The organism is Owenweeksia hongkongensis DSM 17368 (genome assembly GCF_000236705.1).
Classification (GTDB): domain Bacteria; phylum Bacteroidota; class Bacteroidia; order Flavobacteriales; family Schleiferiaceae; genus Owenweeksia; species Owenweeksia hongkongensis.
The window spans coordinates 1,617,712-1,631,600 of record NC_016599.1; the positions used below are offsets into that span (position 1 = coordinate 1,617,712).

General features: G+C 40.5%; 13 protein-coding genes. 11 read left to right on the top strand and 2 right to left on the bottom strand.

Annotated elements, in window-relative coordinates; genetic code table 11:
- Positions 1-148: 148 nt before the first annotated feature.
- From OWEHO_RS07355 to meaB, 7 genes are all read left to right on the top strand, one after another.
- Positions 149-676 carry a hypothetical protein gene (locus OWEHO_RS07355; protein WP_014201841.1) on the top strand — a complete coding sequence of 176 codons (528 nt, stop codon included), beginning with the start codon at positions 149-151 and terminating at the stop codon, positions 674-676.
- A gap of 58 nt (positions 677-734) precedes the next feature.
- Entirely contained in the window at positions 735-2,096 is a 1,362-nt protein-coding gene (locus OWEHO_RS07360; RefSeq protein WP_014201842.1) for a methylmalonyl-CoA mutase family protein, read from the top strand.
- Positions 2,097-2,167: 71 nt separating this feature from the next.
- Complete coding sequence (gene scpA, locus OWEHO_RS07365; RefSeq protein WP_014201843.1) at positions 2,168-4,297, top strand: methylmalonyl-CoA mutase; 2,130 nt, start codon at positions 2,168-2,170, stop codon at positions 4,295-4,297.
- Between the two features lie 35 nt (positions 4,298-4,332).
- Positions 4,333-4,758, top strand: coding sequence for a hypothetical protein (locus OWEHO_RS07370; RefSeq protein ID WP_014201844.1), 426 nt, complete (start codon positions 4,333-4,335; stop codon positions 4,756-4,758).
- Positions 4,759-4,937: 179 nt separating this feature from the next.
- Positions 4,938-5,411, top strand: a complete 474-nt coding sequence (locus OWEHO_RS07375) for a hypothetical protein (RefSeq protein WP_014201845.1) — start codon at positions 4,938-4,940, stop codon at positions 5,409-5,411.
- 14 nt (positions 5,412-5,425) lie between these two features.
- Positions 5,426-5,752, top strand: coding sequence for a YbaB/EbfC family nucleoid-associated protein (locus OWEHO_RS07380; RefSeq protein WP_041627495.1), 327 nt, complete (start codon positions 5,426-5,428; stop codon positions 5,750-5,752).
- Between the two features lie 21 nt (positions 5,753-5,773).
- Positions 5,774-6,802, top strand: a complete 1,029-nt coding sequence (gene meaB / locus OWEHO_RS07385; RefSeq protein ID WP_014201847.1) for a methylmalonyl Co-A mutase-associated GTPase MeaB — start codon at positions 5,774-5,776, stop codon at positions 6,800-6,802.
- Between the two features lie 3 nt (positions 6,803-6,805).
- On the opposite strand, the gene OWEHO_RS07390 is transcribed toward meaB, so the two are convergent.
- Together OWEHO_RS07390 and OWEHO_RS07395 are read right to left on the bottom strand one after the other, a co-directional pair.
- On the bottom strand, positions 6,806-8,509 hold the full coding sequence (locus OWEHO_RS07390) for a T9SS type A sorting domain-containing protein (protein WP_014201848.1): 1,704 nt from the start codon (positions 8,507-8,509) through the stop codon (positions 6,806-6,808).
- Between the two features lie 64 nt (positions 8,510-8,573).
- On the bottom strand, positions 8,574-9,095 hold the full coding sequence (locus tag OWEHO_RS07395) for a DUF7935 family protein (RefSeq protein ID WP_014201849.1): 522 nt from the start codon (positions 9,093-9,095) through the stop codon (positions 8,574-8,576).
- Between the two features lie 97 nt (positions 9,096-9,192).
- Between OWEHO_RS07395 and OWEHO_RS07400 the strand changes: the two genes are divergently transcribed.
- From OWEHO_RS07400 to OWEHO_RS07415, 4 genes are read left to right on the top strand one after another with little or no spacing between them, the layout of a single operon-like run.
- Positions 9,193-10,386: a pyridoxal phosphate-dependent aminotransferase gene (locus OWEHO_RS07400; RefSeq protein WP_014201850.1), complete on the top strand. Its 1,194-nt coding sequence runs from the start codon at positions 9,193-9,195 to the stop codon at positions 10,384-10,386.
- Position 10,387: 1 nt separating this feature from the next.
- Positions 10,388-10,999, top strand: coding sequence for a DUF4254 domain-containing protein (locus tag OWEHO_RS07405; protein WP_014201851.1), 612 nt, complete (start codon positions 10,388-10,390; stop codon positions 10,997-10,999).
- Positions 10,999-12,036, top strand: a complete 1,038-nt coding sequence (locus tag OWEHO_RS07410) for a glycosyltransferase family 9 protein (protein WP_014201852.1) — start codon at positions 10,999-11,001, stop codon at positions 12,034-12,036. The genes OWEHO_RS07405 and OWEHO_RS07410 overlap by 1 nt, the downstream gene beginning before the upstream one ends.
- 1 nt (position 12,037) lies before the next feature.
- Entirely contained in the window at positions 12,038-13,849 is a 1,812-nt protein-coding gene (locus OWEHO_RS07415; RefSeq protein WP_014201853.1) for a TrkH family potassium uptake protein, read from the top strand.
- The last annotated feature ends 40 nt before the right edge of the window (positions 13,850-13,889 follow it).

Here is a 13,889-nt window from a genome sequence, read left to right on the forward strand (position 1 = left end):
ATCGGGAGTATGGAGCTGGGGGGTTTGGCTTGTAAATTAAAACTATGATTTATCATCCTGAGTAGGTCTTGAGGCACGAAAGAAAGTATCAACTTGCCCGTTAAATGGCGGGGAAGGGTGTTTGGAACATAAAAATAACCCCATCAATATGCGACTACTATTTACACTCTCTCTTATTCTTACCCTTTCGGGAATTGGATTTGCTCAACCGCAAAACACCCTTGAGCAGCGAATCAAATACCTTAATTCTATTTACAACACCTACAAGGCCATCAATTTTTATGAAGATTCTGTAATGGTGGTTTCCGGATTTCGTTCAGAAGAGCATCTTGCTGCAATTGATTCTTTAAAGCAAGTGGATGTTGTCCTTACACACCGAATTGACACTTATCTCAACACATACGGTTATCCCGAAAAGGAGCTTTATGGAGAAACAGCTAATCAAACCCCACTGCTCATTTTACAGCAGAGTGCCTTGTACGATGTAAGAAAGTCTCAAACCAAATGTCTTTATAAAGCCTATAAAAAAGATGACTTGGAGTTAAGCAGACTTATTGGTTTTTTAGAAAGCGAATACGAATATCGTTTTCAAAAAACGTATCAATCTTACCTTCAAGACGAACCACGCCTGAAAGATCTAATGACCGCTTTGGAAGTCAAGCCAAGCAAACTATAGAGGATTCGTGGCTTTATCCCCTATTTTTATGACCTTTGCGCAAAAGGCATAAGGATACATGGCAAATACAAATCTGTTTGAGGGCTTCAGCCCCACTACCCCCGATGAGTGGAAAGCTCAAATTGAAAAAGACCTTCGCGGCAAAAGTTTTGACACCCTCCTATCTCCCACGCTTGATGGGATTACGATAGAACCATTTTATCACCGTGCACAAACTGAGGTTTCCGGTCAGCCCTTTAAGGCTATGGCCAAATGGGACATAGTACAAGAGCTATTGGTAGAAGATGCCAAAGCTGCCAATAAGCTTGCGCTGGATCACCTTAACCGCGGAGCAACTTCATTACTATTTTATTGCAATGCAGATGTAGATCTAAATCAGCTTTTGGACGGTATTCAAATTGAGTATATCCGCACCAACTTTGTGGTAGAAGGTGATGCTTTGGCTTTAGCCGAAAGTTTTAAAAAGCTTATTTCTGCAAGGGGACTAAAAAAAATTGAGATTGCCGGATCCGTAAATATAGACTGTCTCGAAAGCATTGCCCGCACGGGAAATTGGCTAGATAGCGAATCAAATGATTTTGATCGTATAAAAAAGCTAAACGAAGCTTTACCAGAAAACATAAAAGGTACTTGCATTAATACGAATCTTTTTGCCAACGCTGGTGCTTCATTAAGTCAGCAGTTGGGAATCTCTCTTTCTATGATGTATGAATACATTCATCGATTAGAATTAAAAAGCACACAGCCTTTTTGGATCAACTTTGCCATAGGTTCGGATTATTTTGGAGAAATAGCAAAACTACGCGCCTTCCGTAGATTGTTTACCCAACTGAGCCAAGAGCTGGGCTTACCTCAAGAGGAAGCTTTCATTTATGCCGAAACAGCCTTCCGCAACAAAACTATTCTTGACGCTTATAATAATATGATTCGCACCACCAGCGAAAGTATGGCTGCGGCTATTGGCGGGGCAAATGAAATTTCTGTAAAAGGATTCAATCACACTTTTAAAGAACCTGACTTTTTTGGAGAGAGAGTTGCCAAAAACCAACAAAGTATGTTGGAGCATGAAAGCCACGTGAATGCTGTAAATGATATTTCGAAAGGTTCCTACTTTATTGAAAACCTTACTGAAGAGCTAGCGGAAAAAGGTTGGGCATTTTTCAAAGAAATTGAAAAGCAAGGAGGCTATGTAGAAGCCATGAAAAATGGTTGGCTACAAGAGCAAGTTGAGCTTTTCGCGGAAGCGGAACAAAAAGCATTTGATGCTCAGGAAACCGTTTTGATTGGGGCTAACAAACACGCCAAGAAAGATGAAAACCTGAAAGAGATCATTGAATATGGAATGTTTACTGCGAAGGATAAAGACACGGAGATAAAAAGAATTGTGCCGAGAAGGTTGTCGGAAAAACTCGAGTCCTAAAGCTACAAGCTTAGAGCAAAACTACCGTACATTGACTGTCCGAGCGGAGTCGAGGACCAATTAAACACATTATGAAAAGACACGATTTTCAAAATACAAACTATTCCAAATCACAGGCTCAGGAAACTAAGTCCAGTGCTACGTGGAATACCCCAGAAGAAATTAAAGTTCCAAATCAATTCTCCAAGGTAGACTTCGGAAAACTTACCCACCTGGACTATGTAGCCGGTTTACCGCCATACCTGCGTGGTCCCTACTCCACCATGTACGTTAGCCGCCCTTGGACCATCCGCCAGTACGCGGGCTTTTCAACAGCCGAGGAGAGTAATGCTTTTTACAGACGAAATCTGGCTGCCGGCCAAAAAGGACTTTCTGTAGCTTTTGACTTGGCCACACACCGTGGTTATGATTCCGACCATGAGCGCGTGGTGGGTGATGTGGGAAAGGCAGGTGTTGCCATCGACTCTGTGGAGGATATGAAGATTCTCTTTGATCAGATTCCTCTGGATGAAATGTCAGTATCGATGACCATGAATGGTGCTGTGATTCCAATTATGGCATTTTACATTGTTGCTGCTGAGGAGCAAGGAGTTTCTCCTGAAAAACTTTCTGGAACCATCCAGAATGATATTCTGAAGGAATTTATGGTGCGGAATACTTATATCTACCCACCACTTCCTTCCATGCGCATTGTGGCTGATATTTTTGAGTACACAAAAAACAATATGCCGCGCTTCAATAGTATTTCTATTTCGGGATACCACATGCATGAAGCTGGTGCTACAGCAGATATTGAACTAGCTTACACCCTTGCCGATGGAATGGAATATATCCGCACAGGAATGCAAGCTGGTTTAGATATTGACGACTTCGCTCCTCGCCTTTCCTTCTTTTGGGGAATTGGGATGAACCATTTTATGGAAATCGCCAAAATGCGTGCTGCACGCATGCTGTGGGCCAAAATTGTAAAAAGCCTTGGTGCTAAAAATCCAAAGTCGATGGCTTTGAGGACGCACTCACAAACTTCTGGATACAGTCTTACAGAGCAAGATCCATTTAACAATGTAGCTCGCACCACTATCGAAGCTATGGCTGCTGTTTTTGGTGGAACACAATCGCTGCACACCAACTCACTTGACGAAGCCATCGCACTTCCCACAGATTTTTCTGCGCGTATTGCTCGAAACACACAACTTATTATTCAGGAAGAGCTTGGCGTAACCCGCACCGTAGACCCTTGGGGTGGTTCTTATTATGTAGAATACCTCACCGATCAATTGGTAGAAAAAGCATGGAAGCTGATTGAAGAAGTGGAAGAACTTGGTGGCATGGCAAAAGCTATTGAAACCGGTGTCCCTAAAATGCGTATTGAAGAAGCTGCGGCCAAAAAGCAGGCCCGTATAGATTCTGGTAAAGAATGGATTATTGGTGTAAATGCTTATAAAAACGAGAAAGACGAAGAGATAGAACTACTTGAGGTAGACAATGCTGTGGTTCGTCAAAAGCAAATTGAAAGACTGGAAAGCATTCGTTCTACGCGTGATCAACAAAAAGTGGACGCAAACCTGAAAGCTATCACTGAGGCTGCCAAAAGTGGTGAAGGAAATCTTTTAGCTTTAGCTGTAGAAGCAGCTCGTCATAGAGCCACGCTTGGCGAAATAAGCCTGGCTATGGAAAAAGCTTTTGACCGCTACACCGCCACTATCCGTTCTATTTCTGGTGTATATTCCAATGAAATGAAGAAAGACGAAAAGTTTGAAAAGGCGCAACAACTAGCCGATAAATTTGAAGCAGTAGAAGGAAGGCGCCCTAGAATTATGATTGCCAAAATGGGACAAGATGGCCATGACCGTGGTGCTAAAGTAGTAGCTACTTCTTTTGCTGACCTTGGCTTTGATGTAGACATAGGGCCCCTTTTCCAAACTCCGGCAGAAGCAGCCAAGCAAGCCATAGAAAATGATGTGCATTTATTGGGTGTTTCATCACTCGCTGCCGGCCACAAAACTTTGGTACCTCAGGTTATTGATGAATTAAAAAAACAAGGAAGAGAAGATATTTTGGTGATTGCAGGAGGAGTAATTCCTCAAAACGATTACAAGTATCTTTTTGAGGCAGGAGTAGTTGGCGTCTTCGGTCCAGGAACTGTTATTGCTGAGGCTGCTGCTCGAATTTTGGAGGTAATGATTGAGGGGAGAAATTAGTATATTTATAAAGAGAACATTAAAGCTTCCCTATAATGAAAAAGCTAGTATTTTTTCTTGCTTCTATCATAACCTTTACTACTTGTAAAAAAGAAGATTTTGATAAAACCACATATATAGGATCCTTTCGGGAATATGGTTCTTATATAACCACCATTAACGATACCTTAAGACAAGTTTCTTATGACAGTTCTTCCACAAACTTATTCATATTGACTAAGAAATCTTCTCACTACACATTAAATAGAGTTTCTTCTACAGGAGATGTCATCCCAATAAAAGATAACTTTGAGCTAAATCAAAACAACGAATTTAGAGACACGATTTGGGGAGGATATTTAATGCCTGATTATCACATTTATATCAGAATTGAAAAAGACAGCTTATTTGTGGATAGAGTCCAGCACGTAGGTAGACCAAATTTTTATGTATGGGAGGCGAAAGCAGAGAAATTGGATTAATAAACTATTCATTTTTGTGAGGCTATCCTTGGTCTATCCGATTGTACTTACTTCAAGAAACTAAACACTTAACTTAGCAACAAAGCCAAAGGCCATGATTTTGAATACCCTGAAATAAGAATTAATCCAGCGCAAAAATTAATATCTTCGAATTACGAAAAGATTAAAACCCTATTGAAATGAAAAAACTGACAATCATACTACTTGGTTTATCCATACTAGTTGCATGCGAAAAAGAGAGTGAAATTGATACTCAAACTCCAAGTGAAAAGAACAATTACTTTGGAATTTATTCAGGTGATTCTCATTTTATTGGAGAGAGCTACTACAGACAAGATAGCTTAGGTAATTGGACTAATAATCCGTATGACTATCACCTTAACCCTAGCGAAACTGAGGTAAAACCAGGAATCTGGGATCAATCCAAACTCATGCTTTATTACCGTGATAAAAATGATAGCCTGTTACTTTTTTATGATAGCGAATTTCAGCTTGATTCGAATGGAGTCTTTCACGATACCGTGCCAGGAGGGTCTAGTTACAAATACACCTATATTAAGTTTAAAGGTGATAGTATTATAGCAGATAGATTTGCTGTGCATGGCAGAGCAGGTGGTCATGGCGAGATTCACATTAAGGCTAAAAAACAATAAATTCTACATAAACAATGTTCGGAAAAATGGGAGATATGATGGGCCAACTAAAAGATGCCCAGCAAAAAATGGAAGAAACCAAGGAAAGGTTGAAATCTATTACCATGGTTGAAGAATCCAACAATGGAAAAATAAAAGTAACTATTAGTGCTGCTCGCGAAATAAAAGATATTCACATTGATGAAAGCCTTTTGCAGGACACAGAAGAGCTTAGCGATAACCTCGTGCTTACGCTGAATAAGGCTATGGAAAAAGCAAACAATGTAAACGAAAGTGAAATGCAGGGAGCTGCTGCCGGCATGATGAATATGCCGGGTATGGGAAACCTTTTCGGTAAATAAAACTCCTACCTTTATTCTTGCATGGACAACATCAACCCCAATTTCAAAAAATTCAAATCAGCGGAGCTACCCTCCGCTGATTGGCTTTTAGGTGAACTCAGTAAAGGGAATCGAGCAGCACTTAGCCGTGCTCTTACTTTAGTGGAAAGCAAAAGCCAAAAGCACAGAAAAGTGGCCGAAGAGCTTATTCATAAAGCACTTCCCCTTTCTGGGAATTCTGTTCGGATTGGGATAACTGGTGTGCCTGGAGTTGGTAAGAGCACTTTTATTGAGGCGTTCGGGACTTACCTTACTTCCATTGGCAAAAAGGTGGCAGTCCTCGCTATTGATCCTAGCAGCACCAAAAACCGTGGCAGTATTTTGGGTGATAAAACCCGAATGAATGAACTTTCACAAAACGAGATGGCATTCATTCGCCCCAGCCCTTCGGCTGGCTCACTGGGTGGTGTAGCTCGAAAGACTCGTGAATCTATCCTTCTTTGCGAAGCTGCTGGATATGATGTAATTATTGTGGAAACTGTAGGTGTTGGTCAGTCCGAAACTGCTGTAAAATCTATGGTCGACTTTTTTATGCTGCTAATGCTTGCTGGTGCTGGTGATGAACTTCAGGGCATAAAACGCGGCATCATGGAAATGGCCGATCTGCTTATTATCAACAAAGCAGATGGTAACAATGCCCGCAATGCCAAGCGCGCTAGTGGAGAGTATAAGCGTGCGCTACATCTTTTTCCTGCCAACGATAATGAATGGATACCTCGTGTAAGTGTGGCTTCGGCCATCGAGAAAACAGGTATGAGCGATGCCTGGGAAGTAATTACTGAATTTGAAAATCAACAGAAAAATAAGGGGTATTTTAAAACTACGCGCCAAGAGCAAGCCCTAAAATGGTTTGAAGAATCTATTGGCGAACTTCTTTTAGAAAAATTCAACAGGAACCCTGAAGCACAAGAAAATTTGCAACAGCTAAAAGAAAAAGTAAGGTCCGAGAAACTCGAACCTTTTAATGCCGCCAATCAGGCGGTAGACTTTTTATTTAAGACCACTTCTTAGATCTTACTGCTTTACAAAGCGCTGAGAATACACTTCTCCGTCAACTTCTGTTGAAAGAATATAGATTCCACTTTTCAGCCCACTTACGTTTAATGGCGCTTTTGTGTCATAAATTTCTTTAGTAAGAATTTGTTGCCCTGTAATGGAATAAACTGTTAAGCGATTGATAACTCCCGAACCTTTCAAGTTTACATTCAGTACATCATTTACCGGAGAAGGGTAAACCTCAATGCGCTCCGCTAGATTGGTTTCTTTAAGGTTCATTCCTTCAAAATGAGAATTCACTGAATTTATTCCCACCGGATAAAGAATGTTTCCATTAGCAGCTGCAGCCACCAATTGAATATCTAAATCAGCAATATTACTATCTGCTGTGTAGGATAAAAAATCGTCAGTAATTGTAACCATCACGGAATCTGCCGGAGCTAAATTCATGTTCTGATAAGCAGCCTTCCTACCGCAACTCCAAGAACCATTATATGCTGTATAAAGAATATCCAGACTATCCAAAGTCTTAGTACTATTGTTCTTTATCCAGACATCTAAACTTGCGTCTATTTCATAAGAGTAAAAAGTTGTATCTGTTTCCGTATATGTTCTTGCATTCCCCGTAATTACAGCTGAATTAACAGAAGAAGATAAATTTACCTCGCCAAATGTTTCCGCCTTTTGATTAAAAGGATAAATCTCTAAATGTCTATGGCAACTTTCAGCTTCACTTACCAAAGCAATTGTATTTCCCTCCAAAGCAGTTCTTGTATATCGAAAGCTTCTTGAGGTCAAATCCTCATTACGAACCGAATCGATATACTTGGTAAAAGGAAAATCTCCCTGCAAAACGATATACTCTCCAGTCGTAGCAGTTCCAACAATTCCATCTTCAAAAAACTCTATTCTTGATACATCAAAACCAGCAGTATCACTCAAATAATATGAGTTTTCAAGGCTCAGGGTTTCTTTATTGTAAAAGCTCAATACCCCACTTCCATTATTACTGGGAAAGTCATAAATGCAAAGTCCATCATTTTTAGAATCATAACTTCCATAATTCCCTTGGGTGTTAGACCCCGGTAATCCGGCAACAGCATACTCAACACTATCTCCCATGTCAATTACAGCATAACTCCAACTTCCGCCACCTGACCGTTGCACAAAAACACTATCACCAATCAGCGGCACAGCAAAGTCGTTGTGAGTACCATCCTTAGTGTAATAGTCATTTAAGCTAAAGTCTTTATTAAACTTATAGATTCCAGCTCCTTTAAAAGCTAATATTTTGCCATCAGGCAAGGACTGAATACCTGTCCCAAAGTTCCAGGAACTATCCACAATATCCTTCAACTCTAAAATATTCAATGCAGTATCCAATCGCGCAATAAAGCCATAGTCATGTACCCAAAATACAGTGGTATCAAACGAAGCTCCTGAAATAAGAAAAGTGGAGTCAGATTCATTCTTAATTAAATTGACAACCCTTCGCAAGGAATCGTGAGGCATTAATTTCCTCGCAACCACTTTACCTTCGTCACTCCATTTTACAATTTCCGACCAGTTTAAGCTACCCGGACTTGTTGAAAAAAAACGACCTCCACTCAACATCACATCATCAAAGTATTGATGATTGGTGTAAGACCGATTAAACTTCTGACCAAAAACACTGAGAGAAATGCACAGGAAAAGTGCTAGAAAAGAAATAGGGGTTTTCATGTAATAGTTTATTTAGTTTTCTAAAACAAACTTATAAAACTATTCCTACAGAAAATGTTAAAATTTAGAAATCCCTTTTTACCTCGCCTTTTAGATAGCGTAAAGCCTTTTTAGTAGGGAAAGATTCCATCTCCATAGTTCTATTGAGGATGGTTTTGCGAAGTGCCATAGCATCATCTTTGGGCTTAAACTCGCGAGAAATATTATTGATGATACCAACCGTAGCTGATTTAGAATCGACAATCAGCTTCCAGGCTTCATCGCTAATATAAATCTGCTGAGAAAGGTTATGCTCAAATTCTTCTCGAATAGTCTCCGTAAGCAAGGTTTGATACTGTTGCGCTGTTAAGCCTTGAGAATGCAAACGAACCAAAAGACGATCAGGAGTAATACGCTCCAGAAATAAAGAAAGACGTTCATATGCCTGCAAGCGTACGGGCAAAGCACTCTTTTGAGTTTCTTTTTTCAAAAAGTATGATCTGCGCTTTTCCTCATTCTCCATAAAATTGGAAAGCATCATATAACATAAAATCAAAAGAAATACAGAAGGAAGTGCGTATTTAAGAATATCTAAAACTATGTCCATAGGGTGATCTAAAAGCTAAGTGGGCGTCAAATATCGTTAAATTTTAAAAAGCTTCAATACTGAAATTTGTAGCTTAGCCGCTTAATTTTTTAAGCCTATGAACCTTCTCTCGGACCGTATTCAGGAACTCTCTGAATCTCAAACAATAGCAATGAATCGCAAGAGCCGCGAAATGAAAGAAAACGGCATCGATGTGATTAGTCTTTCTTTGGGAGAGCCCGATTTTAACACGCCAGACTTTATTAAAGAAGCTGCCAAGCAAGCTATAGATGATAACTACACCTACTATCCACCCATTGCCGGATACAAGGATGTGAGAGAAGCTATTAGCAAAAAGTTTAAAAGAGATAATGGGCTGGATTACTCTCCTGAGCAAATAGTAGTTTCTACAGGAGCCAAGCAATCCATTGCTAATGTGGTACTGTGCACCATCAATCCTGGTGATGAAGTACTGCTACCCGCCCCTTATTGGGTTTCTTATTATGAAATAGTAAAACTAGCTGGAGGTATTCCCGTGGTGATTCCTACCAAAATTGAAAATGACTTTAAAATTACAGGCGAAGAATTAGAGTCATTCATCAATGCTAAAACCAAAATGATGATTTTCAGCTCGCCTTGTAATCCTTCGGGCACCGTGTATACGGCCGAAGAGTTGGAGGACTTGGCCAAGGTTATTAAGGTTCACCCTAACTTGTTGGTGATTAGCGATGAAATATATGAGCTTATAAACTTTGAAGGCAAGCACGCCAGCCTTGCGGCAAATACCGAAATCTATGATCAGGTTATCACCATCAATGGTGTTTCCAAAGGTTTTGCAATGACGGGCTGGAGATGTGGATACATTGGCGCACCACTTTGGTTGGCCAAAGCTTGCGACAAAATGCAAGGCCAATTTACCTCAGCTACATGTAGCATTACGCAACGTGCAGTGCTTGCCGCGTTAGAAGCTGATCCTTCTGAGGTTAGCTATATGAAGGATGCTTTTGCCAAAAGGCGTGATTTGGTTCTGGGACTACTCAATGAAATACCTGGAATTGAAACCAACTTACCAATAGGTGCATTTTACATTTTCCCTAATGTGACTAAGCTTTTCAACAAAAAGCACAATGGAAAAGAGATTGGAAACTGTAACAACCTTTGCCTTTACCTTTTGGAGGAGGCTCAAGTAGGGTTGGTTCCCGGAGATGCTTTTGGAAGCCCAAACTGCATTCGTATTTCATACGCTGCTTCTGAAGAAACTTTGGTGGAAGCCTTGAAAAGAATTAAATCAGCAATAGAAAAACTTAGTTAGGATGAAGGCGGCCCGAATGAATGATATTTTTGATCAGTGTATTGCTGATTATCACCAAACTGATCACGTGGATAGCGCTGAAAACAACACTTTTCCAAAAGATAGTTTTGACCATCTTCTGTATCACAAAAACTGGATTGACACCGTTCAGTGGCACCTCGAAGACATCATTCGTGACCCAAAAATAAAAGCAGAAGATGCACTTGTAATAAAGCGTAGAATTGACGCCAGCAACCAGGATCGTACAGATTTGGTAGAGCAGGTAGATGATTATTACTTAAGTTCTTTTGGTGACATTAACCCAAAGAAACATGCTCGTGTGAATACCGAAAGTCCTGCATGGGCCATTGATCGCCTTTCTATTTTGGCACTCAAAATTTACCACATGCGCGTGGAGGCTTCTCGTACTGATGTGAATGACGAATTGCTCAACAAAAATCAGTTTAAACTAAATGTACTGCTTACTCAGCGTGAAGATTTGAGCCTTGCCATCGACCAACTTATTGAGGACCTTCAAAGTGGCGACCGCATTATGAAAGTATATCGCCAAATGAAGATGTACAATGATCCGGAACTGAACCCCGTGCTGTACGCCAAAAAGAACAATGGCTAATGCATTTGGTGGTACTTCGGTTTTCTGCAATTGGCGATGTGGCCCTTACCGTGCCAGTCATTGCTCAAATTAAGCAGACCTATCCCGAAGTAAAAATCACCGTTGTAACCCGAGGTTTTTTAAAATCACTTTTTTCGGCAGTGGATGTCAACTTTTTGGAGGCAGACCTCAATGGTCGGCACAAAGGATTTAAGGGCATCAAAAAACTTCATTCAGACATCAAAAAACTAAACCCCGATAAGATTATAGATCTTCATGGGGTTTTACGCACACATATTCTCAAGCGCTTTTTCAGCTTAAACCGAATCCCGTTTTTCAGTATTAATAAAGGAAGGGAAGGCAAAAAGGAGCTTACCCGAAAAGAAAACAAAGTCTGGAAACAGCAAAAACACAGCACCACCCGATACGCTGAAGTATTTGCTGAAGCAGGGTTTCCTATTAATTGGAAAACTGAATCTATTCCACATTTAAAGTACACCAATCCAAAAGCTGAAGAAGTTTGGGCCGAAATAAAAACCGAAAGTACAGCTACTATAGGCATCGCTCCGCTCACCACTTTCAAAGGTAAAACTTGGCCTTGGGAAAAAGTAGAAGAACTTGTTCAGCAATTGTGTGAACAGCAAATTCAGGTAGTTCTATTTGGAGGTAAAGGCGATAAAGAAATCTTGGACAAACTCACGCTGAACCAAACTTTGGTTTCAAACCTTGCTGGAAAATTACCTTTTGATGCAGAAATTGCCTTGATGAAAAAGCTTGACGCCATGGTAAGCATGGATTCATCCAATATGCATTTGGCAACATTAGCTGGCACTCCTGTAGTTTCTATTTGGGGTGCAACACACACCTTGGCGGGATTTGGGCCTTTGGGCAAAAATGATCACCTCATTGCCGAAATTCCAAAAGAAGAACTGGATTGCCGCCCATGCTCTGTGTTTGGAAACAAGCCATGCTTTAGAGGAGATTACGCCTGTTTGAACTATCTTTCCTCACAATCTGTATTGGAAAAAGTAATCTTGGCAACTAAGCAAAAGCTGTAAAATGATTTTTCAAGAAATCAGGGAAAAGGTCAAACTCTTTATTTACGACTCCCGGGATATTGTCTTAAAACTATTTCGGGTAAGCAGTGTGATAGTTGCCTTTATAGCGGTACTAAGCATACTCTATTTTCATGGATTTAACATTACCAGTGAAGAGAACAAGGTAATCACCATAATACTCAGGGTAGCATTCGGCTACTTTGTTATAAAGTATTTGGTCCGGCTACTTTTTAGCCTGCAACCTCTCAAAGATTTTAAAAACTCCCTATTTGAAGGAGTCCTTATTCTTCTGGTGATTCTCAATGCCTCCTTTGCATTTCTCTTTGATTGGGAGTTGATTCATCATCTAGGTCAATTTCTCAATATTGAAAATATTAACTGGTTTTTTGCAGTTGGCATTCAACTCTACTTTGTACTCATTTTGGTAAATGAAGTTGGGCGTGCAGGCAGCCGCTTAAGCTCCTTCAACCTCTCTCCACCAGCCATGCTTATTGGCTCATTCTTTATTCTTATCCTTTTCGGAAGTGGTCTTTTAGTTCTTCCCGAAATGACATCTAGCGGAGAATCCATGCCCTACTTTGATGCACTCTTCACCTCTATTTCGGCTAGCTGCGTTACAGGTTTGATTGTAGTGGATACAGCGACTTATTTTAGCCTAAAGGGCCAAATGGTAATCATGCTCCTTATTCAATTGGGTGGTTTAAATATTATCTCTTTTGCAAGTGTATTTGCGCTCATCGCTAGGCGCGGAATTGGGCTAAAGCATCAAAGCATGCTTCAGGAGAGTCTCAATGCCGAATCATTAAGCGCTAGCTCTTCACTATTCCGACAGATATTTCTGTTTAGCATGTTGATAGAAATAGCAGGTGCAGTGCTCATTTTCTTTTCCTGGAAAGACATCCCTGAGGTAAGTGCCACGTCAGACAAAATATTCTACAGCATTTTTCATAGTATTTCTGCTTTTAACAATGCTGGTTTCTCCGTTTTCTCAAATGGCCTTTTTGAGGAAGGAGTTCGAAACGCCTATACATTGCACTTGGTTATAGCGCTTCTCATTATTCTTGGCGGAATTGGATTTACCACCATGCGTGACCTTTTTAGCTTTAGCAGAATAAAAGAACGTTACCAAAAAAGCTGGCGCTCACTCCGTATTGATACCAAACTTAGCCTCTACAGTGCGGCCATCCTCATACTTTCAGGGTTTGTGGTGTTTTACGTTTTTGAAGTAAACAATACCTTAAAAGATGCATCCATCTGGGGACAAGTGGTTGGTGCGCTATTTCAATCAGTAACTACACGTACTGCTGGCTTTAACACAGTAGACGTGGGTGCTTTGGCAAAACCAGCTTTGATATTCAGCATTTTTCTAATGTTCATTGGAGCCAGCCCTGGCTCTACTGGTGGTGGTATAAAAACCAACACATTCGCTATTATCATTCTTGGGGCGTGGAGCACAGCTAGAGGTAAACCCAGGTTGGAGCTTTTTAAAAGAACTATTCCTTATGATTTGCTCAATAAAGCATTTCTAATATTTTTCATTTCAATCTGCTTTATTGCTCTCGGCATTTTTGGCCTGGCCATTTCAGAGCCTGATAAATCTTTGATAGCTCTATCCTATGAGGAGGTTTCGGCTTTTTGTACCGCAGGCCTGAGCACAGGCATCACTGCAGATTTAAGCACCACAGGCCGCGTAATCATTATGCTCAGCATGTTTTTAGGAAGAGTGGGAATACTTTCCCTTGCCTTTGCCTTAGGGCGAAACACTAAAGTGCATGACTACAAGTATCCCAAGGCCAGTCTACTGATCGGATAATGTAGCCTGATAAAGACCTAAAAATACCATTTGAACCCTT

What these genes read in the sequence shown, in the direction of transcription:
- OWEHO_RS07355 (WP_014201841.1), top strand. Translation starts at nt 149, where the DNA reads ATGCGACTACTATTTACACTCTCTCTTATTCTTACCCTTTCGGGAATT.
- OWEHO_RS07360 (WP_014201842.1), top strand. Translation starts at nt 735, where the DNA reads ATGGCAAATACAAATCTGTTTGAGGGCTTCAGCCCCACTACCCCCGAT.
- scpA (WP_014201843.1), top strand. Translation starts at nt 2,168, where the DNA reads ATGAAAAGACACGATTTTCAAAATACAAACTATTCCAAATCACAGGCT.
- OWEHO_RS07370 (WP_014201844.1), top strand. Translation starts at nt 4,333, where the DNA reads ATGAAAAAGCTAGTATTTTTTCTTGCTTCTATCATAACCTTTACTACT.
- OWEHO_RS07375 (WP_014201845.1), top strand. Translation starts at nt 4,938, where the DNA reads ATGAAAAAACTGACAATCATACTACTTGGTTTATCCATACTAGTTGCA.
- OWEHO_RS07380 (WP_041627495.1), top strand. Translation starts at nt 5,426, where the DNA reads ATGTTCGGAAAAATGGGAGATATGATGGGCCAACTAAAAGATGCCCAG.
- meaB (WP_014201847.1), top strand. Translation starts at nt 5,774, where the DNA reads ATGGACAACATCAACCCCAATTTCAAAAAATTCAAATCAGCGGAGCTA.
- OWEHO_RS07390 (WP_014201848.1), bottom strand. Translation starts at nt 8,509, where the DNA reads ATGAAAACCCCTATTTCTTTTCTAGCACTTTTCCTGTGCATTTCTCTC.
- OWEHO_RS07395 (WP_014201849.1), bottom strand. Translation starts at nt 9,095, where the DNA reads ATGGACATAGTTTTAGATATTCTTAAATACGCACTTCCTTCTGTATTT.
- OWEHO_RS07400 (WP_014201850.1), top strand. Translation starts at nt 9,193, where the DNA reads ATGAACCTTCTCTCGGACCGTATTCAGGAACTCTCTGAATCTCAAACA.
- OWEHO_RS07405 (WP_014201851.1), top strand. Translation starts at nt 10,388, where the DNA reads ATGAAGGCGGCCCGAATGAATGATATTTTTGATCAGTGTATTGCTGAT.
- OWEHO_RS07410 (WP_014201852.1), top strand. Translation starts at nt 10,999, where the DNA reads ATGCATTTGGTGGTACTTCGGTTTTCTGCAATTGGCGATGTGGCCCTT.
- OWEHO_RS07415 (WP_014201853.1), top strand. Translation starts at nt 12,038, where the DNA reads ATGATTTTTCAAGAAATCAGGGAAAAGGTCAAACTCTTTATTTACGAC.